Origin of the sequence: Pseudomonas sp. BYT-1, from assembly GCF_023611805.1 — a bacterium.
In the GTDB taxonomy this organism is placed as follows: Bacteria; Pseudomonadota; Gammaproteobacteria; order Pseudomonadales; family Pseudomonadaceae; genus Aquipseudomonas; species Aquipseudomonas guariconensis.
On record NZ_CP072559.1, the window covers coordinates 5,095,711 to 5,115,944 of the forward strand.

At 63.7% G+C, this 20,234-nt stretch carries 19 protein-coding genes; 8 read left to right on the forward strand and 11 right to left on the reverse strand.

The window, feature by feature from the left end; all coding sequences use genetic code 11:
• Positions 1-18: 18 nt before the first annotated feature.
• The 4 genes from pqqC to J5X93_RS23940 are packed head-to-tail and all read left to right on the forward strand — an operon-like array spanning position 19 to position 3,976.
• The gene (pqqC, locus tag J5X93_RS23925) at positions 19-774 is read left to right on the forward strand and encodes a pyrroloquinoline-quinone synthase PqqC (RefSeq protein ID WP_182941916.1); all 756 of its coding nucleotides are present in this window, start codon (positions 19-21) and stop codon (positions 772-774) included.
• Positions 771-1,046, forward strand: coding sequence for a pyrroloquinoline quinone biosynthesis peptide chaperone PqqD (pqqD, locus tag J5X93_RS23930; RefSeq protein WP_090346239.1), 276 nt, complete (start codon positions 771-773; stop codon positions 1,044-1,046). Before pqqC ends, pqqD begins: the two co-directional genes overlap by 4 nt.
• Positions 1,018-2,178: a pyrroloquinoline quinone biosynthesis protein PqqE gene (gene pqqE / locus J5X93_RS23935; protein WP_090346242.1), complete on the forward strand. Its 1,161-nt coding sequence runs from the start codon at positions 1,018-1,020 to the stop codon at positions 2,176-2,178. Before pqqD ends, pqqE begins: the two co-directional genes overlap by 29 nt.
• Positions 2,144-3,976, forward strand: a complete 1,833-nt coding sequence (locus tag J5X93_RS23940; RefSeq protein WP_250034127.1) for a S9 family peptidase — start codon at positions 2,144-2,146, stop codon at positions 3,974-3,976. The genes pqqE and J5X93_RS23940 overlap by 35 nt, the downstream gene beginning before the upstream one ends.
• A gap of 82 nt (positions 3,977-4,058) precedes the next feature.
• On the opposite strand, the gene J5X93_RS23945 is transcribed toward J5X93_RS23940, so the two are convergent.
• Positions 4,059-4,217: a YqaE/Pmp3 family membrane protein gene (locus J5X93_RS23945; protein WP_009681539.1), complete on the reverse strand. Its 159-nt coding sequence runs from the start codon at positions 4,215-4,217 to the stop codon at positions 4,059-4,061.
• A 165-nt stretch (positions 4,218-4,382) separates the two neighbouring features.
• Positions 4,383-5,660 (reverse strand): aspartate aminotransferase family protein, encoded by a 1,278-nt coding sequence (locus J5X93_RS23950; protein WP_043210346.1) that lies wholly within the window; start codon positions 5,658-5,660, stop codon positions 4,383-4,385.
• Between the two features lie 187 nt (positions 5,661-5,847).
• Here J5X93_RS23950 and J5X93_RS23955 point away from each other — a divergent pair, with 187 nt between their 5' ends.
• Positions 5,848-6,771, forward strand: coding sequence for a LysR family transcriptional regulator (locus tag J5X93_RS23955; RefSeq protein ID WP_043210345.1), 924 nt, complete (start codon positions 5,848-5,850; stop codon positions 6,769-6,771).
• A 318-nt stretch (positions 6,772-7,089) separates the two neighbouring features.
• On the opposite strand, the gene J5X93_RS23960 is transcribed toward J5X93_RS23955, so the two are convergent.
• The 9 genes from J5X93_RS23960 to bioB form a co-directional block, all read right to left on the reverse strand.
• Positions 7,090-8,868, reverse strand: coding sequence for an acyl-CoA dehydrogenase C-terminal domain-containing protein (locus tag J5X93_RS23960; RefSeq protein ID WP_043210343.1), 1,779 nt, complete (start codon positions 8,866-8,868; stop codon positions 7,090-7,092).
• A gap of 131 nt (positions 8,869-8,999) precedes the next feature.
• Positions 9,000-10,286, reverse strand: a complete 1,287-nt coding sequence (locus tag J5X93_RS23965; protein WP_090346249.1) for a GGDEF domain-containing protein — start codon at positions 10,284-10,286, stop codon at positions 9,000-9,002.
• Between the two features lie 180 nt (positions 10,287-10,466).
• Positions 10,467-12,272: a phenylacyl-CoA dehydrogenase gene (locus J5X93_RS23970; protein ID WP_043215854.1), complete on the reverse strand. Its 1,806-nt coding sequence runs from the start codon at positions 12,270-12,272 to the stop codon at positions 10,467-10,469.
• Positions 12,273-12,587: 315 nt separating this feature from the next.
• Positions 12,588-12,884 carry a hypothetical protein gene (locus J5X93_RS23975; protein ID WP_043215853.1) on the reverse strand — a complete coding sequence of 99 codons (297 nt, stop codon included), beginning with the start codon at positions 12,882-12,884 and terminating at the stop codon, positions 12,588-12,590.
• A gap of 117 nt (positions 12,885-13,001) precedes the next feature.
• Positions 13,002-13,682 carry a dethiobiotin synthase gene (bioD, locus tag J5X93_RS23980; RefSeq protein WP_043215852.1) on the reverse strand — a complete coding sequence of 227 codons (681 nt, stop codon included), beginning with the start codon at positions 13,680-13,682 and terminating at the stop codon, positions 13,002-13,004.
• Position 13,683: 1 nt separating this feature from the next.
• The gene (gene bioC, locus J5X93_RS23985) at positions 13,684-14,508 is read right to left on the reverse strand and encodes a malonyl-ACP O-methyltransferase BioC (RefSeq protein WP_102081053.1); all 825 of its coding nucleotides are present in this window, start codon (positions 14,506-14,508) and stop codon (positions 13,684-13,686) included.
• Complete coding sequence (locus J5X93_RS23990; RefSeq protein ID WP_250034129.1) at positions 14,501-15,232, reverse strand: alpha/beta fold hydrolase; 732 nt, start codon at positions 15,230-15,232, stop codon at positions 14,501-14,503. The genes bioC and J5X93_RS23990 overlap by 8 nt, the downstream gene beginning before the upstream one ends.
• On the reverse strand, positions 15,225-16,397 hold the full coding sequence (gene bioF / locus J5X93_RS23995; RefSeq protein WP_070571961.1) for an 8-amino-7-oxononanoate synthase: 1,173 nt from the start codon (positions 16,395-16,397) through the stop codon (positions 15,225-15,227). The genes J5X93_RS23990 and bioF overlap by 8 nt, the downstream gene beginning before the upstream one ends.
• A gap of 1 nt (position 16,398) precedes the next feature.
• Positions 16,399-17,457, reverse strand: coding sequence for a biotin synthase BioB (gene bioB, locus J5X93_RS24000; RefSeq protein WP_043212657.1), 1,059 nt, complete (start codon positions 17,455-17,457; stop codon positions 16,399-16,401).
• Positions 17,458-17,546: 89 nt separating this feature from the next.
• Here bioB and J5X93_RS24005 point away from each other — a divergent pair, with 89 nt between their 5' ends.
• The 3 genes from J5X93_RS24005 (at position 17,547) to J5X93_RS24015 (ending at position 20,192) form a co-directional block, all read left to right on the forward strand.
• Complete coding sequence (locus J5X93_RS24005) at positions 17,547-18,284, forward strand: ComF family protein (RefSeq protein WP_250034131.1); 738 nt, start codon at positions 17,547-17,549, stop codon at positions 18,282-18,284.
• Positions 18,285-18,380: 96 nt separating this feature from the next.
• On the forward strand, positions 18,381-19,145 hold the full coding sequence (locus tag J5X93_RS24010) for a TOBE domain-containing protein (protein WP_250034134.1): 765 nt from the start codon (positions 18,381-18,383) through the stop codon (positions 19,143-19,145).
• A 72-nt stretch (positions 19,146-19,217) separates the two neighbouring features.
• On the forward strand, positions 19,218-20,192 hold the full coding sequence (locus J5X93_RS24015) for a serine/threonine protein kinase (RefSeq protein WP_090346265.1): 975 nt from the start codon (positions 19,218-19,220) through the stop codon (positions 20,190-20,192).
• Positions 20,193-20,234: the final 42 nt, after the last annotated feature.

Here is a 20,234-nt window from a genome sequence, read left to right on the forward strand (position 1 = left end):
TTCTATGGGAGTCAATTGATGAACGATGCACGCCCCATGTCCCCTGCCGAATTCGAGCAGGCCCTGCGCGCCAAGGGCGCCTATTACCACATCCACCACCCCTACCACGTGGCGATGTACGAAGGCCGCGCCACCCGTGAACAGATTCAGGGCTGGGTGGCCAACCGCTTCTATTACCAGGTCAACATCCCGATGAAGGATGCGGCGATCCTGGCCAACTGCCCCGACCGCGAAGTACGCCGCGAGTGGATCCAGCGCCTGCTCGACCACGATGGCGCACCGGGCGAGGACGGCGGCATCGAAGCGTGGCTGCGCCTGGGCCAGGCCGTGGGCCTGGACCCGGACCAATTGCGCTCCCAAGCGTTGGTACTGCCGGGCGTACGCTTTGCCGTGGACGCGTACGTCAACTTCGCCCGCCGCGCCAGTTGGCAGGAGGCCGCCAGCAGTTCGCTGACCGAGCTGTTCGCCCCGCAGATCCACCAGTCGCGTCTGGACAGCTGGCCCACGCACTACCCCTGGATCGACCCGGCCGGGTACGACTATTTCCGCACCCGCCTGGGCCAAGCCCGGCGCGACGTGGAGCACGGCCTGGCGATCACCCTGCAGCACTACACGACCCGCGAGGGGCAGGACCGCATGCTGGAGATCCTGCAATTCAAGCTGGATATTCTCTGGAGCATGCTCGATGCCATGAGCATGGCCTATGAACTGAACCGCCCGCCTTACCACACCGTCACGGCTGAGCGGGTCTGGCACAAGGGGATCGCCCTATGAGTTTCGACCGCAAGCAAGTCCCCGCCTGGCGCCCGGGCTATCGTTTCCAGTACGAGCCTGCGCAAAAAGGCCATGTCCTGCTATACCCCGAGGGCATGATCAAGCTCAATGAGAGCGCTGGCCTGATCGGCGCGCTGATCGACGGTGAGCGCGATGTGGCGGCGATCATCGCCGAGCTCGAGGGTCAGTTCCCGGATGTCCCGCAAGTCGCCGAAGACATCGAGCAGTTCATGGAGGTGGCCCGTGCCGAACACTGGATCGTCCTCGGCTGAAATGCCAGCCAAGCCCGAAGTCGGTCTGCCGCTGTGGCTGCTCGCCGAGCTCACCTACCGCTGCCCTTTGCAATGCCCGTACTGCTCCAACCCGCTGGATTTCGCCCGGCAGGGTCAGGAGCTCAGCACCGAACAGTGGTTCCGGGTGATGGCCGAGGCCCGCGAGCTGGGAGCGGCCCAACTGGGCTTCTCCGGCGGCGAGCCGCTGGTACGCCCGGACCTGCCCGAGCTCATCGGCGAAGCCCGCCGCCTGGGCTACTACACCAACCTGATCACCTCCGGCATCGGCCTGACCGAGCAGAAGATCGCCGCCTTCAAGCAGGCCGGGCTGGACCACATCCAGATCAGCTTCCAGGCCAGCGACGAGCAGGTGAACAACCTGCTGGCAGGCTCCCGGAAGGCCTTCGCCCAGAAGCTGGAGATGGCCCGCGCAGTGAAGGCCCATGGCTATCCCATGGTGCTCAACTTCGTCACCCACCGGCACAACATCGACAAGATCGACCGCATCATCGAGCTGTGCATCGCCCTGGAGGCGGATTTCGTAGAACTCGCCACCTGCCAGTTCTACGGTTGGGCGCACCTCAACCGCCTGGGGCTGTTGCCGACCCGCGCCCAACTGGAACGGGCCGAGCGCATCACCAACGAATACCGCGAGCAACTCAAGGCCGCGGGCAACCCCTGCAAGCTCATCTTCGTCACCCCGGATTACTACGAGGAACGCCCCAAGGCCTGCATGAACGGCTGGGGCAGCCTGTTCTTGACCATCACGCCCGATGGCACCGCCCTGCCCTGCCACGGCGCACGTCAACTGCCGGTGCAATTCCCCAACGTGCGCGACCACGATCTGCGGCATATCTGGTACGACTCCTTCGGTTTCAACCGCTTCCGTGGCTACGACTGGATGCCCGAGCCCTGCCGCTCGTGCGACGAGAAGGAAAAGGACTTCGGCGGCTGCCGCTGCCAGGCCTTCATGCTCACAGGCGATGCCAGCAACGCCGACCCGGTGTGCGCCAAATCCCCTGATCACGGCATCATTCTCAAGGCCCGTGAAGAAGCGCAAACCGCCCAGTTGACCATCGAAGAGATGACCTTCCGCAATGAGCGCAATTCACGAATCATCACCCGCGGCTGATTTCAGCGCCGCCCAGGCGGTCGCGGCCAGCACCGATTTCGCTGAGCTCAAGGTCGGTGCCAACGGCGTATTCTGGAACGAATTCCGCCCCGCCGATGGCGCCTGCCGCCTCTGGCATTGGCGCAACGAGCAGGCCCACTGCCTGACGCCGGACGGCTTCAGCGCCCGCAGCCGCGTCTATGAATACGGCGGCGGCAGCTTCTGCCTTGGCGGCGACGGCGTGGTGTTCGTCAATGAAGCCGACCAGCAACTCTATACCCAGGCCCTCGATGGCTCCCCACCGCGTCCGCTGACCCAGGATGCGCAGTGCCGCTATGGCGATGTGCTGTGGCATGCGCAACGGGTACTGGCGGTCGAGGAGCGCCATGGTGTGTCGGTCGAGCATCGGCTCGTGGCCATCGGGCCCGAGGGGCGCGAAGTATTGGCCGAAGGGGCTGATTTTTATGCCTCGCCCACCCTCAGCGACGATGGACAGCGCCTGGCCTGGATCGAGTGGGACCGCCCCGCGCAGCCCTGGACCCAAACACGCCTGATGTGCCAGGCGCGCAACCATGACGGTCGTTGGGGAGCAGCGTTTTGCCTGGCAGGGCATGGGATGCGGGAGGTTTCACTGCAACAACCGCGCTTCGATGCCCAAGGGCAGCTCTACTGTCTCTCTGACCAAAATGGTTTCTGGCAACCCTGGGGCGAGCTGGGTGGCACCTGGCAAGCCTTGCCTGCCGCAGCCGCCGACCATGCCGCCGCACCTTGGCAACTGGGCGCCAGCTCCTGGCTGCCGATCGGGCCGCAAGCGTACCTCGCCAGCTGGTTCGAGGATGGATTCGGGCTGCTGGGACTGTACGGCGAAGATCGTCAGGTTCAGCGCCTGGGCCGTGAGTACACGCGCTTTCGCAGCCTCGCCGCGGATGACGGGCATGTCTATGCCATCGCCGCCTCGCCCCTGACCCCGCCTGCGGTCGTCGCGTTCGATCGGCACACCGGCCGGAGCAGGGTACTTGCCGGCGGTGGCCTTGCGTTACCCGCCGACCGGGTCAGCCGCCCGCGCCCCATCCACTACCCCAGTGGCGATGGCCAGGCCCATGGCTTCTTCTATCCTGCCGTCGGCGCCGAAACCCCTTCGCCACTGGTGGTGTTCATCCATGGCGGACCGACCTCGGCCTGCTACCCGGTGTTCGATGCACGCATCCAGTACTGGACCCAGCGCGGTTTCGCCGTGGCCGACCTCAACTACCGGGGCAGTACCGGCTATGGCCGTGCCTATCGCCAGGCCCTGCACCTCAACTGGGGCGAGCTCGATGTGCAGGATGCCTGCGCCGCCGTCGACCATCTGGCCAAACTCGGCCTGGTCGACCCGCGTCAAGCCTTCATCCGCGGCGGCAGTGCCGGGGGCTACACCACGCTGTGTGCCTTGGCCTTCCATGATGTGTTCCGCGGGGGGGCGAGCCTCTATGGGGTCAGCGACCCGGTCGCCCTCGACCAGGCCACCCACAAGTTCGAAGGCGATTACCTGGGCTGGCTGATCGGTGATCCGCAGCTCGACCATGAACGCTATCGCCAACGCACGCCGTTGCTACACGCTGCCCAGATCAAGGTGCCGGTGATCTTCTTCCAGGGCGAGCTGGACGCCGTGGTAGTGCCCGAACAGACCCGCGCCATGCTGGCCGCGCTCAAGGCCAATGGCATCGAAGCCGAAGGGCACTTCTATGCCGGTGAGCGGCACGGGCTGCGCAAGGCGCAGAACCTGGCGCACGCGTTGGAGGAAGAATGGAAGTTCTATTGCCGGGTGCTGGGGCGATAGACATCGGAGGCCTTTTCGCGGGTAAAACCGCTCCCACAAGACGGGCAATGAGCCGTGGGGGAGCAGGCTTACCCGCGAAGTGTCAGCGCTTGGCGATGATATACACCGCGTGCACGATGCCCGGAATGTAACCCAGCAATGTCAGCAGAATGTTCAGCCAGAACGCGCCGCCGAACCCGACCTGGAGGAATACGCCCAGTGGCGGCAGGATGATAGCGATGATGATGCGGATGAAATCCATGTTCGTCTCTCCTTGGAAGGGTTTCAAAAGAGACTAGCCGGGCCACGCCAGGGTTCCATGATCAAGCGCCAGGCAAAAAAAACGCCCCGAGCCAAATACTGCTGGCCAAGGGCGATGCGCAGGAACGCGAGACGGTTCGGTGAAATTCGTGGCGCCCGGGGCCGGTCAGGCCGAAACCTCGCGGCGACTGTGTTGCTGGGCATGCAGGCGGGCGAAGGCGCGGGCCAAGCGCAGGAGCATCTCGTCGATGTTGCCCTTGCTCACGGTCAGCGCTGGAGAGAAGCGCACCACATCGGCCTGCGGTGCGTTGAGCAGCAGCCCCTCGTGCAGCGCCGCCTCGACCAGCTCGCGGGCCAGGTCCTCGTGCAACTGCAGCGCCCAGAGCAGCCCTTGGCCACGCACTTCGCCCTGGCCATAACGACCGGCCAGGCGGCTGAGGCCGTCACGCAGGTGGCGACCGCTGTCCTGCACGTGTTCGAAGAAGCCTGGCTCGAGCACAGTCTCCAGTACCGCAAGGCCGGCCGCGCTCATCAGCGCGTTGCCATGATGGCTGCCCTCCAGCTCGCCCGGCTCGGCGCAGCATGCGCTGCCGCGGGCCAGCAAGGCCGCCAGCGGCACACCACCACCCAGGCCTTTGCCCAAGGTAATGATGTCGGCACGCACGCCGTAGGTCTGCTCGGCGAGCAGGGCGCCACAACGGCCGATGCCCGTTTGCACCTCGTCGAGGATCAGCAGGATGCCGAGTTCGCGACACAGACGCTCGACCCCTTGCAGATACTCGCGAGTCGCCGGGATCACCCCCGCTTCGCCCTGGATCGGCTCGAGCATGATCGCCACGGTGCGCGAGTCCACGGCGGCGTGCAGGGCCGCGAGGTCGTTGAAGGGCACCTTGCTGAAACCTGGCAGGCCAGGCTCGCAGCGATTGCAGGGCAACGGGTCGGAAGCCGACAGCGCCCCCAGGCTGCGCCCATGGCAGGCCTGGCTGGCAGTGATGATGTGATAGGCGCCGTTGCGATGCAGCTGCCCCCATTTGCGCGCCAGCTTGATGGCGCCCTCGCAGGCCTCGGCACCGCTGTTGAGCAGGTAGGCTTGATCGCTGCCGGTGCTCTGGCAGAGGCGATCGACCAGACTCAGCAAGCCACGACTGTGGAACCCCGCGCCAGGGTTGATCAGCGCCTGGGCCTGGTTGCCCAGGGCCTTGACCAGCACGCTTGGGCTGTGGCCAAGACTGTTGACGGCGCAGCCCTGGGTGAAGTCCAGGTAGGCATGGCCTTGGTTGTCCCACAGCCAAGAGCCCTGGCCTCGTACGAACACCTGCGGCGCCCGCTCGGCGCTTGGCATCAGCCGTTCGCGGGTCGGCTCCGACGCCGCTGGCGCGCTCACCGGAGCAGGCTTGGGCTCGGCAGCGGCAGGGGCCGAACGGCGCAGGTTGAACAGGTTCATCGGGGCTCCAGCCATCTGGGTCAGGGTCGGCAGCGGTTTATTTTGCCTTGCCTATCAAAAGTGTTTTTCCCTGCAGGTAACAATCGGCTCGGCGAGCGCTGTAACCCTTTGGAATACGGCGATAGACTAGGCTTCAAGCCGACATTCGGCCATTCCGTTTTTCCAGCTTTTTCGATAAGTAGATCTTATGGATTTTCGACAACTGCGCTATTTCGTCGCGGTGTATGAAGAAGGCCATGTGGGCAGGGCCGCCGAGCGCCTGTCGCTGTCCCAGCCGGCGTTGTCGCAGCAGATCCGCCAACTTGAACACAGCCTCGACCTGAGTCTGTTCGAGCGCAGCAACAAACGCCTGCTGCCGACCCTCGCCGCCCATACCTTGTACAACCACGCCCTGCCCTTGCTTGACGGCCTGCAGCGCGCCCATGAAGCGATGCGCAACTTCAAAGGCCAGTCTCTGCGTACGCTGGCCATCGGCGTACTGCAGACCGTGCGCCCGAGTTTGGTACCGCAATTGCTGGAGCGCGTGCGCCGGGCTCAACCGCACCTGGTGGTGCAGATCTATGAGTTGTCAGGGTTAGAAATCGAGCGGCGCCTGCTTAATGGCAGCCTGGATATCGGCATCAGCTACCTGCCGCCACGCCAACCGGGCTTGCATGGATTGCTGTTGTACGAAGATGAACTTCAATTGGTCATCCCCAATACCCACCCCTTGAAGGACTTCAAGAAAGTCTCGTTGCGCCAGGCGGCTGAGTTACCGATGCTGATGCTCGGCGAAGAGTTCCAGATTCGGCAGATCTGGCAGGCGCAACTGGCCAGCCTGGGGCGCAGGCCGCAAGTGCAGGCGGAGATGAACAACATGGCGGGGATTCTCGACAGCCTGGCCCATACCGCCTTGGCAACCATCCTGCCCGGCCGGGCGAAGGATGCCACCGAAGATGACCAGGACTTGCTGTGGAAGCCTTTGAGCGAACCGAGGGTGCCGCTGAAGGTCGGCCTGGTGTTCCGCGATGCCCAGCGCCAGCAGGCCTCGGTGGAACTGCTGCGTACACTGCTGGAGGAAGAGACCGACGCCCGCCTGCCAGGCGTTTCGCCCTTGGACGTGCTTGGCTGAAAAACGAGCGGACAAAGAAAACCCCGCCGAAGCGGGGTTTTCCAGACTGTTTCCCTTGACATCCTTATCGCCCCGCCACCCTGGCAGGAAATCCTACGTTGTCCCTGTTCTGTCCATTGCGCATCCTGCGCTACGTCCATGGGGTGAAGATTAGCCCTGGATCCAATTTCAGAAAAGAGGAAAAAAGCCACCGCGTCGTGTAAGAAATCACTTACACAAAAGTCTCAAAAGACGACATGCTGTGGATTCGCACTCGAAAAAAAGCCCACTCCTACCTGGCCGTGGTGACCGTGTAGGAGCGGGCTTACATGGGCGATATCAGAACTGTGCGGCGTCGAGCAGGTATAACGTCTCGCTACCGGCTTTCACCGATGCCACCAGCGAATTCACGCGCGGCAGCAAACGGGCAAAGTAGAAGCGCGCGGTGCCAAGCTTGGCACCATAGAACGCCTCGTCGTCCTTGCCGGCCCGAGCAGCGCGCGCCATCAAAGCCCACATGTAGCCATAAGCCACGTAACCGAACGCCTGCAGGTACTCCACCGAGGCCGCACCGATCTCGTTGGGGTTGCCCTTGGCCTGCGCCAGTACCCATTCGGTCAACCCGTCCAGCTCGTCGAGCGCGGTGGCCAGTGGCTGGGTGAACTCATCCAGCTCGGCACCGGCGCTGGCAATGAACTGACGGATCTCATCGGAGAACAGGCGGTAGAACGCGCCGCCACTGCCGATCACCTTGCGTCCCATCAGGTCCAGGGCCTGGATGCCGTTGGTGCCTTCGTAGATCTGGGTGATGCGCACATCGCGGACCAGTTGCTCCTGCCCCCATTCGCGGATGTATCCGTGACCGCCGAACACCTGCTGGCCGTGAACGGTGCACTCAAGGCCCAGGTCGGTGAGGAAGGCCTTGGCCACGGGGGTCAGCAACGCTACCAACTCTTCGCTGCGCTTGCGCGTGGCGGCATCTTCGCTGTACTTGGCGCTGTCCAGTTGCAGGGCGACATAGGTGGAGAAGGCACGCCCGCCTTCGATCAGCGCCTTCATGGTCAGCAACATGCGACGCACATCGGGGTGGACGATGATCGGATCGGCGGCCTTGTCCTTGGCCTGCGGGCCGGTCGGTGCCCGGCTCTGCAAGCGCTCGCGGGCATACTCGACAGCGTTCTGGTAGGAGCGCTCGGCCGACGCCAGGCCCTGGATGCCAACACCCAGGCGCTCGTAGTTCATCATGGTGAACATGGCCGCCAGGCCTTTGTTCGGCTCGCCCACCAAGTAACCGGTGGCGTCATCGAAGTTCATCACGCAGGTGGCCGAGGCCTGAATGCCCATCTTGTGCTCGATCGAGCCGCAGGTGACCGGGTTTCGTGCCCCCAGGCTGCCATCTTCGTTGACCAGGAACTTAGGCACCAGGAACAGCGAGATGCCTTTGGGACCCGCCGGCGCATCCGGCAGCTTGGCCAGCACCAAATGGATGATGTTCTCAGTCAGGTCGTGTTCGCCGCCGGTGATGAAGATCTTGGTGCCGCTGACCTTGTAACTGCCGTCAGCCTGGGGCTCGGCTTTGGTACGGATGATTCCCAGGTCGGTACCGGCATGGGGCTCGGTCAGGCACATGGAGCCGGCCCAGACACCGGCGTACATGTTGGGCAGGTACTTTTCCTTCAGTGCCTCGCTGGCGTGGGCGTTGATCGACAGGCAGGCACCTGCGGTCAGCATCGGGTATAGGCCAAAGGCAAGGCTGGAGGCGTTGACCATCTCTTCGACCTGCGCCGAAATGGCTTTGGGCATGCCCATGCCGCCAAACAGCGGGTCACCGCCCACGCCCACCCAGCCGCCTTCGGCGTAGGTCTTGTAGGCCTCGATGAAGCCAGCCGGGGTGCGCACGGTGCCGTTGTCCCAATGGCAGCCTTCTTCGTCGCCGCTACGGCTTAGCCCAGCGATGGTCTTGCCGGTGACCTTGCCCGCCTCTTCCAGAACAGCCATGGCGGTATCCTGATCGACCGCCTCGGCCAGGGCCGGCAGTTGGGACCAGAGCTTGGCCACCTCGAAGACTTCATTCAGAACGAAACGCATGTCGCGCAGCGGCGCTTTGTACTCAGCCATGACAACCTCTCGCTATCAGGTCGGGGCGATCCCTCAGGATCGCGACACTAGGTTGGAGCCAGTGTAACCGAACAACTTTTACGAGACATAGGGTCATCATGCGACTGATAAGTCAGTTTCAGTCACCACGATCACGACGCCATGCGAACCGCCCCGCGCCGGGAATGCTGCCCGAAAACCATGACGCAATTACGACCGGCTCCCTTGGCGCTGTAGAGCGCCTCGTCGGCTGACTTGAGCACCTCGTCCGGTGAACGATGATCCACCTGGCGTTCCGCAACCCCAATGCTGATGGTCACCGAAACCGTACTGCCCGCGCCGCCCGCGCGGCGCTGACGTCCGGTCGAATCGTCCTGTGGGCGGCTGTTCTGGTCACGCAGCTGGATCGCATAGTTGGCAATCATTTCCCGCACCGCTTCCAGGTGGGGCGTGCACTCCTCGACCGTCTTGCCGGCAAAGACCAGCGCGAACTCCTCGCCACCGTAGCGATAGGCGCGCCCACCCCCGGTCACACGCCCCAAGCGACTGGCCACCAGACGCAACACCTGGTCACCGACATCGTGACCATGGGTGTCGTTGAATTTCTTGAAGTGGTCCACATCGGTCATGGCGATCACGTAGTTGCGCCCCAGCCGCTGCATGCGCTCATTCAGAGCGCGGCGCCCCGGCAGGCCAGTCAGCTCATCGCGAAAGGCCATTTGATAGGCCTCGTGAGACACCGCCGCTGCGATCATCAGCATGACCTGACTGCACATGATGTTGAGGGTGAACGGCAGGATGAATGTTTTGGGCAGCATCCAGAAGATGCCGATCAGACCGATGATCTGCGCCGCATGCAAGGGCCGTGGCTGGCGCAGGTACTGCACCACCAAGAGTACGAACATCCCCAGGAACAGTGGATAGGCCAGCTGGATCAGGCTCATCCATTGACCATGCAGCGATGGCCAGCGAATCTCCGCCAACCAGCTCAGCAGTGCCTGGGGAAAACTCTGCTCCAACGCCACTGCCACGCTGCCGACGGCGAACAGCACGGCGAAGCGGGCGAGCAGGTCTTGGGCCAGGTGGGTGCGCTCCTGCCACGCCGCGAACAGCCCGAACAGGAGGGGCAACAGCAGGCAGACCAGATGGAACACGACCGCCGCATCCTCTCGGACCCGGCCGTTGTCGCGATAGAAATCGGTCTGCGTGTCGAGCAGGAAGTAGGCGATGTACACCGTGACCATCAAGAACAGCTCGCGCTGGCGACGGTACACGGCGCAATAGGCACCGCCGAGCAACAACACCAATGTCGGCAGTACATTGAACAGGGAGGTGAAGAAGACGCTGAGGTCCCTCACATAAGCTGCCGCCAGCCCCGACAGCAACAGGAACAACGAAGGCAGGAAATGGCTCGCGCGTACAGCGGATAAACGAAACAAAAGGCAATCTCCGACCCGGCAGATCAATAATAGCATTGTGCCTCTAGTTCATCGGCAGCGCACATGAATAGATGAATACACGGAACGTTTAAACGATTGCTGGATGTGTGCTTGCAGCGCCAGGCAAAAAAAAACCGCCTGCCGGTGAAGGCAGGCGGTTTTTCCTGGTTACCGCTTGGCTCAGCAGGACAGACCGAAGTCTTCTTCCTTCATGGCCATCAGGTTGCCCGCGCCGGACAGCATGGCCGCCACGTGCGCACGGGTACGCGGCAGGATACGCTGGAAGTAGAAGCGCGCGGTTTGCAGCTTGGCAGTGTAGAACGCCTCTTCGCTGGTGCCGGCGGCCAGCTTCTCGGCAGCCAGGCGGGCGATGTCGGCCCAGAAGTACGCCAGGCAGGCGTAGCCGGAATACATCAGGTAGTCCACCGAGGCAGCACCGACTTCTTCGCGGTCTTTCATCGCGGCCATGCCCACCTTCATGGTCAGTTCGCCCCACTCCTTGTTCAGCGCGGCCAGCGGCTCGACGAATTCCTTGACGGCTTCGTTGCCTTCCTGGGCCTGGCAGAACTTGTGCACGATCTTGGTGAAGCCTTTGAGCGCCTCGCCCTGGGTCATCAGCACCTTACGACCGAGCAGGTCCAGGGCCTGGATACCGGTGGTGCCCTCGTACAGCATGGAGATGCGGCTGTCGCGTACGTTCTGCTCCATGCCCCACTCGGCGATGAAGCCATGGCCACCGTAGATCTGCACACCGTGGTTGGCAGCCTCGAAGCCAACCTCGGTCATGAAGGCCTTGGCGATCGGAGTCATGAAGGCCAGCAGGGCGTCGGCTTTCTTGCGCTCTTCCTCGTCCTGGCTGTACTTGACGATGTCCACTTGTTTGGCGGTGAAGTAGACCATGGCGCGGTTGCCTTCGGCGAAGGCCTTCATGGTCAGCAGCATTCGGCGCACGTCCGGGTGGACGATGATCGGGTCGGCTGCTTTGTCTGGCGCTTTCGGGCCGGTCAGCGAACGCATCTGCAGACGCTCGCGGGCATACTTAAGGCCACCCTGGAAAGCCACTTCGGCGTGGGCCAAGCCCTGCAGCGCGGTGCCCAGGCGGGCGGTGTTCATGAAGGTGAACATGCAGTTCAGGCCCTTGTTGGCAGGGCCGATCAGGAAGCCGGTGGCGCCGTCGAAGTTCATCACGCAGGTGGCATTGCCGTGAATACCCATCTTGTGCTCGATGGAGCCACAGCTCACGGCGTTGCGCTCGCCAACACCGCCTTCGGCGTTGGGCAGGAACTTCGGCACGATGAACAGCGAGATGCCCTTGGTGCCCGCCGGGGCATCGGGCAGGCGGGCCAGGACGATATGGACGATGTTGTCGGCCATGTCGTGCTCGCCAGCGGAAATGAAGATCTTGGTGCCGGACACCTTGTAGGTACCATCCGCCTGGGGCTCGGCCTTGGTGCGCAGCATGCCCAGGTCAGTACCGCAGTGCGGCTCGGTCAGGCACATGGTGCCGGTCCATTCACCGGTCACCAACTTGGTCAGGTAGGTGTGCTGCTGCTCGGCGGTGCCGTGGGCAGACAGGGTGTTCATGGCGCCGTGGGACAGGCCTGGGTACATGCCCCAGGACCAGTTGGACTCACCGACCATTTCGCTAATGGCAAGGCCCAGGGACTCAGGCAGACCTTGGCCGCCATGTTCCACGTCATGCGCAAGGCTCGGCCAGCCGCCTTCGACGAACTGCTGGTAGGCCTCCTTGAAACCGGTCGGGGTCTTAACGCCCGACTCGCTCCAGGTGCAGCCTTCCAGGTCACCGACACGGTTCAGGGGCGCCAGCACCTGCTCACAGAACTTCGCGCCTTCCTCGAGGATCGCGTCGACCATGTCCGGCGTGGCGTCCTGGCAACCCGGCAGGCTCTGATAATGCGCCTCGTAGCCGAGCAGCTCGTCACGGACGAAGCGAATATCACGCAAGGGGGCTTTGTAATCAGGCATAGCGATGAACCTCTGTGATGAGTCCAGTGGAGAGACCGCAGGTACCAACCAGCTCTTGGCGGCTTTCGGTCAAACAGTTGTTTGAAACTTACGTTTAGCCCCGCCCAATGTCAAGGATGGACTATGGTGCCATTTACGCCGCGAAACACGACATAAACGCCATAAGCGCCGAAGCGACCCTGGATGCCGCAGCCTGTTCGCAGGTTTAACCGCGAATAGGACGACACAGACAACGGAGCCGTCTGGTTGAGGTCAGAAAATCAGCGGATAGAACCGCCCCTCTACAAGGAGTCTAGGCGGTGGATGGGGGTTGGATCAGACGTAAGTATCGATGAACCGGCCAAGCATCTCGTCCGAGGCTTTGGCGACTTTCACGCCCAATGCGACTTCATGCTTGCCCAGCGCCAACTCGACGGTGCTGGTGGCCAGGTCCATCTGCTGGCTGCGATCGACCGCTCGCAGGCGTTCGGCTTGATAGTCGCTGGACTGGCTGGTGGCGGCACGCTCGACGGTGCTGCTGGCGATTTGACTGGCGGCTTGGTCGACTCGGTTCTGCCCGGCCTGGATGGCGCCAAGGCCAGCGTAATAGGCAGTGCTACCGGTGATTTCCATGTCAGGACTCCAAAGACGCAGGATGCGAGGTCAGGCTTATTAAAGCAGCCGAAAGCGTAAAAGGCCCGTTTAAATACCTAATAGCCTTGTGCCACTTAATAGACAATGTTGAGCGCGTCAATCCAGAAGATCCAGGTGCAGGTGCTCCGCCACGGCCTCGGCTGTGGCCTGCTTGAGCTTCGGCACCCGTCCCAGGCAAGGCGCCGGCAATCGCTCGGCGAGGCTGGCGAGGTTTTCTTCCAGACGCGACGTCCGCGGGTCGACGATATTGGCCACCCATCCTGCCAGTGGCAGCCCATCACGGGCGATGGCTTCAGCGCTCAGCAAAGCGTGGTTGATGCAGCCCAGGCGCACGCCCACCACCAGGATCACCGGCAGCTTCAAGGCGATAGCCAGGTCCGACAGATGGGCATGGGCGGACAACGGCACCCGCCAGCCCCCTGCCCCCTCCACCAGTGTGAAGTCGGCCCCTTGGGCCAGTACATGCTGCATGGCCTGCAGCAGCACCGGTACGTCCAGGCTGACCCCTGCCTCACGGGCCGCCACATGCGGAGCGATGGCCGGCTCGAATGCGAATGGATTGACCTGCTCGTAGGGCAGCTTCACCGAGCTTTCGGCGATCAAGGCCAGGGCGTCGGCGTTGCGCAGGCCCTTGGCGCCTGGCGTGCAGCCGGATGCCACCGGTTTGGCGCCCAGGGTGCTCAAGCCCTCCAACCGCGCCGCATGCAGCAGCCCGGCCGCGATGGTGGTCTTGCCGACATCGGTGTCGGTGCCCGCGATGAAATAGGCCTGGCTCATGTCACGCCTCGTCTGCCAAGGGTTTGCGCAGTACGCCATAGACCACCTGGTAGGTGGCCGGCAGGCCCTCGGGCTGGCGGAAGCGTTCGTAGGCCTGCAACAGGCCCTGCATCCGCGCCCGCCCGGTCAGGCCCGAAGGCCGTCCAGGGTTGAGATTGTGCGCCCCCAGGGCCTTGAGCTCGTGGGTCAGGCTGCGCACGTCTGGGTAATGCAGGACATGCGGGCGACGCTCCAGGCCAAGCATCTGCAGGCCACTCTGGCCACACAGCCGCTGATAGTCCTCCAAGCGTCGGAAACGATTGACGTGGACCAGGCCGTCCACCGCCTGCCAACTGGCACGCAGCTCATCGAGGGTGCCGACGCACAGGCTGCTGAATGCCAGCACCCCGCCCGGCCGCAGCACACGGCGGGCTTCGCTCAGCACGCTGCCGAACTGGTCGCACCATTGCACCGCCAAGCTAGAGAACACCAGGTCGACACTGTCATCGCGCAACGGCAGCCGCTCGGCATCGCCCGCCACATGATGATGCGCCCCGCCCTGTTCACGGGCATGGCGCAACATGCCTTCGGCGATGTCCACTGCCACACCCGTCGCAGCGCTGAAGCGCTCGGCCAGGGCGCGGCTGAAATGCCCCGTGCCGCTGCCCAGGTCAAGCCAGCGCTCAGGCTGCAGGTCAGCAGGGAGCTGGCCGAGCAGCGTCAGGCCCACCGCCCGTTGCAGGGCCGCCACGCTGTCGTAGCTGGCTGCAGCGCGGGAGAACGAGGCCGCCACCTGGCGCTTGTCCGGCAGAGTGCCGGGCAGGGTCGGACGGGAAAGGTCAGTCATCACCACTCTCATGCAGGAAACTCTTGATACCCGCCGCCAGCTCCTGTGGATACTCCAGCAGGAAGGCGTGGGAACTGTCTTCGACCAGGCCGACTTCCACATCCGGCAACAACTCGCTCAAGGCCTTGGCTGCCTCCGCCGGCACCAGCGCATCGCTGCCGGCAAAAAGATGCAATTGCGGCCCGCCGTACTGCTCCAGGGCATTGCGGGTGTCCAGCTTGGCCAGCACTTCCAGCCCTGTGGCCAGGTAGAGCGGATCGGTGTCCGGCACGCCGACACCCAACTGGCGCAGTAGCGTGCGCGGCATTTGCGCGCCATCGCTGCACAAGCTGCGAAAACGCTTGAGGGTCACCTGCGGATGGCTGCGACAGCCGTCGAGGAACGTACCGAAGGTGTCCACTGCCATGCCATGGGGCCAATCAGCGCGCTGGACGAAGCTCGGGTTGCTGCCGAGCGTCACCAGACCACAGCAGTGATCGCCACGTGTGTGCGCCAGGGCACTGGCGAGCATGCCCCCGAACGACCAGCCGCCCAGCCAACTGTCGGTGGGCAGCTTGCGGTCCAGGTAATCGATCCAGGCATGGACATCGGCATCGGCGAGCTCCGGCAGCGGCATCAGCTCGACCTGCAGACGTGAATCCTGGGCCCTGAGACTTGCAGCCAGCGGTTCAAGTGCAGCAGTGCCCAGGCCCCAGCCGGGCAAGAGGATCAGTCGGTTACGCATCGGCGGACTCCAGCAGTGGGTAACACTCGGCCAATGCATTCAACAATAGCTGGACCTGCGCCTCGCTGTGGGCCGCGCTCAGGGTCACGCGCAGGCGTGCACTGCCGGCGGGGACGGTCGGTGGGCGGATCGCAGTCACCAGCAAGCCCCGCTCGCGCAGCATCCGGGACAACTGCAGGGCGCGTGCGCTGTCGCCGATCAGGATCGGCTGGATCGCGGTCGGGCTGTCCATCAGCGCCAGCCCGATCTGCTCGGTGCCCGCGCGGAACTGGCGGATCAATGCCGCCAGGTGCTCGCGGCGCCAGGTCTCGCGGCGCAGCAGCTCGAGGCTCTTGAGCGTGGCGCAGGCCAGCGCTGGCGGCTGGCTGGTGGTGTAGATATAGGGACGGGCGAACTGCACCAACGCCTCGATCAACTCCTCGCTGCCGGCCACGAAAGCACCAGCGGTGCCGCACGCCTTGCCCAGGGTACCAATCAACACCGGAACATCCTCAACGCCCAGGCCGAAATGCTCGACGATGCCGCCACCCTGGGCACCGAGCGTGCCCAGTCCATGGGCGTCATCGACCATCAGCCAGGCGTCATGAGTGCGGGCGGCCTTGGCCAGCGCAGGCAGGTCGGCCAGGTCGCCGTCCATGCTGAACACCCCATCGGTGACCACAAGCGTATTGCCGGTCGCCTTCTCCAGGCGGTTGGCCAGGCTCACGGGGTCGTTGTGCAGGTAACGGCTGAAACGCGCACCGCTGAGCAGTCCGCCATCGAGCAGCGAGGCATGATTGAGACGATCCTGCAGCACCGTGTCGCCTTGCCCCACCAAGGCGGTGATGGCGCCGAGGTTGGCCATGTAGCCGGTGGAAAACAGCAGCGCGCGTGGGCGTCCGGTCAGTTCGGCCAGGGCTTCTTCCACCTGGTGATGAGGCGTGCTGTGACCGACCACCAGATGCGAGGCACCTCCCCCCACTCCCCAGCGCTCGGCGCCTGCACGCCAGGCGGCGATCACTTCCGGGTGGTTGGCCAGCCCTAGGTAATCGTTGCTGCAAAAGGCCAAGAGCGGCTGGCCATCGACCACCACCTCCGGCCCTTGGGGGCTTTCGAGCAATGGCCGCTGCCGGTACAGATCCGCGGCGCGCCGTTCGGCCAGGCGCGCCGCCAGGTCGAACGCCATGTCAGGCCTGTGCTGCGTCGTAGAACAGCTCGTTGCTGCGTTGTTCGACCAGTGCCTGCTCGATGGCCGCCTGGTGCACCTCATCGGCGTGCTCTTCGCGCGCTTCGGGCTGGATACCGAGACGGGCGAACAGTTGCATGTCCTTGTCAGCTTGCGGGTTGGCGGTGGTCAACAGCTTCTCGCCATAGAAGATCGAGTTGGCGCCAGCCATGAAGGCCAGGGCCTGCATCTGTTCGTTCATCTGCTCGCGGCCGGCGGAGAGACGCACGTGGGACTTGGGCATAAGGATGCGCGCTACCGCGAGCATGCGGATGAAATCGAACGGGTCGACGTCTTCCTCTTCGGCCAGCGGTGTACCAGCGACCTTGACCAGCATGTTGATCGGTACCGACTCCGGATGCTCCGGCAGGTTGGCCAGCTGGATCAGCAGGCCGGCGCGGTCATCGAGCGACTCGCCCATGCCAAGGATGCCACCGGAGCAGATCTTCATCCCCGCATCGCGCACATAGGCCAAGGTCTGCAGACGCTCGGCATAGGTGCGGGTGGTAATGATGCTGCCGTAGAACTCCGGCGAGGTATCCAGGTTGTGGTTGTAGTAGTCCAGGCCGGCGTCGGCCAGGGCTTTGGTCTGCTCTTGATCGAGCTTGCCGAGGGTCATGCAGGTTTCCAGCCCCATGGCCTTGACGCCTTTGACCATCTCCAGGACGTAGGGCATGTCCTTGGCCGACGGGTGCTTCCAGGCAGCGCCCATGCAGAAGCGGGTGGAGCCGATGGCCTTGGCCCGAGCGGCTTCTTCCAACACCTTCTGCACTTCCATCAGCTTCTGTTTTTCCAGGCCGGTGTTGTAGTGGCCGGACTGCGGACAATATTTGCAATCTTCCGGGCAGGCGCCGGTCTTGATCGACAGCAGCGTGGAAACCTGCACGCGGTTTGGGTCGAAGTGCGCGCGATGCACGGTCTGCGCCTGGAACAGCAGGTCGTTGAACGGCTGCTGGAACAGGGCCTTGACCTCGGCCAGGGACCAGTCGTGACGTGTTGTTGCAGTTGTGCTGGCGCTCATCGGTGTTTCCTTGTTTAGGCTCTTGCTGGCGCCGGGACAGGAAAGCCCGCCAGCGCATCACGGATAGCTCGCATACTCATGGAAGGCCCATGCACTGTCAACCACTCGCAAAACACTTGGTTTACAAGTGTATAAATATTAGCCAGCACTGTTTGCTCTGTGACGAGCCCGCCGACCAGGCCTATCCCCTGTGCACCGAATGCGAGCACGCACTGCCCTGGCTGGACGATCACTGCATCCGATGCGCCCTACCCCTGCCGATGGCCGGTTTGACCTGCGGCCATTGCAGCCGCTATAGGCCGGCCTTCGACCACGTCGTGGCGCCCTGGTACTTCGGATTTCCCATCGACACGCTGGTGAGCCGTTTCAAGCATCACAGCCAGTGGCCGCTTGGCCGATTGATGGCCTGTTTGCTGGGCCAGGCGCTGTCGCATCGCTTCGCCGAGGGGCTGGCAAAACCTGACCAGTTGTTACCCGTACCCCTGGCTGCTCGTCGACTGCGCCGACGAGGGTTCAACCAGGCTGCCTTGCTGGCACGGTGGCTATCCGCGCAAGTGAACATCCCGTGCAACGAGCAATTGCTGCGCCGGCCCCGCGACACTCCTGCCCAACAGACCCTCGGCGCCAAGGCCCGGCAGCGCAACCTGCGCCAGGCGTTCGGGCTCGCACCCGATGCCCGGCTCGATGGCCTTCACCTGGCCATCATCGATGACGTATTGACCACTGGCGCCACCGCCCAGGCCATCGCCACACTGCTGCGCAAAGCCGGTGCCCGGCGGGTCGACGTGTATTGCCTGGCGCGCACGCCCAAACCAGGGCAGGAGTGAGTGGTACTGGCACCATCGCAGGGAGGACACCTTGTCTTGACTTGCCAACAGGCCACCGGCACCGTCACAGCATCTTCACCGAGACCGACCTCCGTCATGTCACTACCTGCCCTGCTCACCCAGCACATCGCCCGTCGTCCTCAGCGCATCGCCTTGCTGCAACATGTTGCCGAACAAGGTTCGATCACTCGCGCTGCCAAGGCGGCCGGCATCAGCTACAAAGCTGCCTGGGACGCCATCGATGAGCTCAACAACCTGGCCACCCAACCCTTGGTGGAGCGCAGCACGGGCGGACGTGGGGGTGGCGGTGCGCGTCTGTCGGCCGAAGGCGAGCGGGTGTTGCGCCTGTATCAACGTTTGCAAACCCTGCAGGCCCAGTTGCTGGACGCCGCCGAAGAAAGCAGTGACCTCGATCTGCTCGGCCGCCTGATGCTGCGCACCAGTGCCCGCAACCAGCTGCAAGGACGCATCAGCGGGTTGCGCCGCGAAGGGCGGCACGACCGGGTCAGCCTCGATCTTGGCGGCGGGTTACAGATCGAGGCGCTGATCACCCGAGGCAGCACCGAGCGTCTGGAGCTGACGCTCGATACCACCGTGGTCGCGCTGCTCAAGGCCGGCTGGGTGCAGTTGCTCCTCGAGGGCGATCACGTCGAAGCGGGCAGCAATTGCCTTATGGCCACCGTCGAACAGGTACTGACCGATGAAGACGGGCCCAGCGAAGTGCGGCTGGTGCTGGGTAACGGGCAGACCCTGTGCGCCTTTGCCGATGAGCACTGGCTTACACAGCATGAGCTGGATGCCGGTAGCCAAGTGCGTGTGCAGTTTCATCCCTCTTATGTATTGCTGGGGATTCCGGTGTAACAGGGCCAGGGCAGCCTCTGGTCAACCTGCGCTACCATGGCACCTTATCCTGCCGCCGTGCCCGGAGCCTTCATGTCCCACCCCTTCGACACCCTCACCCCCGACCTGGTCCTGGACGCCGTGGAAAGCCTGGGCTTTCTCAGCGATGCCCGGGTGCTGGCCCTCAACAGCTACGAGAACCGGGTCTACCAAGTGGGCATCGAAGGCGCGCAACCGCTGATCGCCAAGTTCTACCGCCCCGGACGCTGGACGGACGATGCGATCCTCGAGGAACACCGCTTCAGCGCCGAGCTGGCCGAATGCGACGTACCGGTGGTAGCTCCCCTGCTGCACGAAGGCCGCAGCCTGTTCGAACACCAGGGCTTTCGTTTCACGCTGTTTCCTCGCCGAGGCGGCCACGCACCGGAGCCGGGCAACCTCGATCAGCTCTACCGCCTGGGCCAACTGCTCGGACGCCTGCACGCGGTCGGCGCTGCCCGCCCCTTCGAGCACCGCGAAACGCTGGCGGTGGATAACTTCGGTCATGCCTCGCTGAACACCTTGCTCGAAGGTAACTTCGTACCCAAAGAACTGCGACCGGCTTTCGAATCCGTTGCCAGGGACGTGCTGCAACGGGTCGAACGCCTCTACGCCCGCACCCCGCATGAAATGATTCGCCTGCACGGCGACTGCCACCCAGGCAACCTGATGTTCCGCGATGAGGCCTTCCATATCGTCGACCTGGATGACTGCCGCATGGGGCCTGCGGTCCAGGACCTGTGGATGATGCTCGCCGGCAGCCGCGAGGAGCGCATGGGCCAGTTGGCGGAGCTGATCGACGGCTACAACGAATTCCACGACTTCGACCCGCGCCAACTGGCCTTGATCGAACCGCTGCGTGCCCTGCGCCAGCTGCACTACAGCGCCTGGCTGGCCCGGCGCTGGGACGACCCGGCATTCCCGCCGAGCTTCCCCTGGTTCGGCCAGCCGCGCTACTGGGGCGATCAGATCCTCGCCCTGCGCGAACAGATCGCAGCGCTGGATGAAGAACCGCTGAAATTGTTTTAGAAGCGACAGGTGGTCTGTCTACAATAGGCGTGCAGTATTTAG

Bases quoted from the DNA above. Each gene is read 5' to 3' on its own strand.
- bioD (WP_043215852.1), bottom strand. From the start codon at position 13,682: ATGAGCCAGGCCTATTTCATCGCGGGCACCGACACCGATGTCGGCAAG.
- J5X93_RS23945 (WP_009681539.1), bottom strand. From the start codon at position 4,217: ATGGATTTCATCCGCATCATCATCGCTATCATCCTGCCGCCACTGGGC.
- bioF (WP_070571961.1), bottom strand. From the start codon at position 16,397: ATGGCGTTCGACCTGGCGGCGCGCCTGGCCGAACGGCGCGCCGCGGAT.
- J5X93_RS24005 (WP_250034131.1), top strand. From the start codon at position 17,547: ATGCACTGTCAACCACTCGCAAAACACTTGGTTTACAAGTGTATAAAT.
- J5X93_RS24015 (WP_090346265.1), top strand. From the start codon at position 19,218: ATGTCCCACCCCTTCGACACCCTCACCCCCGACCTGGTCCTGGACGCC.
- bioB (WP_043212657.1), bottom strand. From the start codon at position 17,457: ATGAGCGCCAGCACAACTGCAACAACACGTCACGACTGGTCCCTGGCC.
- J5X93_RS23975 (WP_043215853.1), bottom strand. From the start codon at position 12,884: ATGGAAATCACCGGTAGCACTGCCTATTACGCTGGCCTTGGCGCCATC.
- J5X93_RS23940 (WP_250034127.1), top strand. From the start codon at position 2,144: ATGAGCGCAATTCACGAATCATCACCCGCGGCTGATTTCAGCGCCGCC.
- bioC (WP_102081053.1), bottom strand. From the start codon at position 14,508: ATGACTGACCTTTCCCGTCCGACCCTGCCCGGCACTCTGCCGGACAAG.
- J5X93_RS23970 (WP_043215854.1), bottom strand. From the start codon at position 12,272: ATGCCTGATTACAAAGCCCCCTTGCGTGATATTCGCTTCGTCCGTGAC.
- J5X93_RS23960 (WP_043210343.1), bottom strand. From the start codon at position 8,868: ATGGCTGAGTACAAAGCGCCGCTGCGCGACATGCGTTTCGTTCTGAAT.
- J5X93_RS23990 (WP_250034129.1), bottom strand. From the start codon at position 15,232: ATGCGTAACCGACTGATCCTCTTGCCCGGCTGGGGCCTGGGCACTGCT.
- pqqC (WP_182941916.1), top strand. From the start codon at position 19: ATGAACGATGCACGCCCCATGTCCCCTGCCGAATTCGAGCAGGCCCTG.
- J5X93_RS23955 (WP_043210345.1), top strand. From the start codon at position 5,848: ATGGATTTTCGACAACTGCGCTATTTCGTCGCGGTGTATGAAGAAGGC.
- J5X93_RS24010 (WP_250034134.1), top strand. From the start codon at position 18,381: ATGTCACTACCTGCCCTGCTCACCCAGCACATCGCCCGTCGTCCTCAG.
- pqqD (WP_090346239.1), top strand. From the start codon at position 771: ATGAGTTTCGACCGCAAGCAAGTCCCCGCCTGGCGCCCGGGCTATCGT.
- J5X93_RS23950 (WP_043210346.1), bottom strand. From the start codon at position 5,660: ATGAACCTGTTCAACCTGCGCCGTTCGGCCCCTGCCGCTGCCGAGCCC.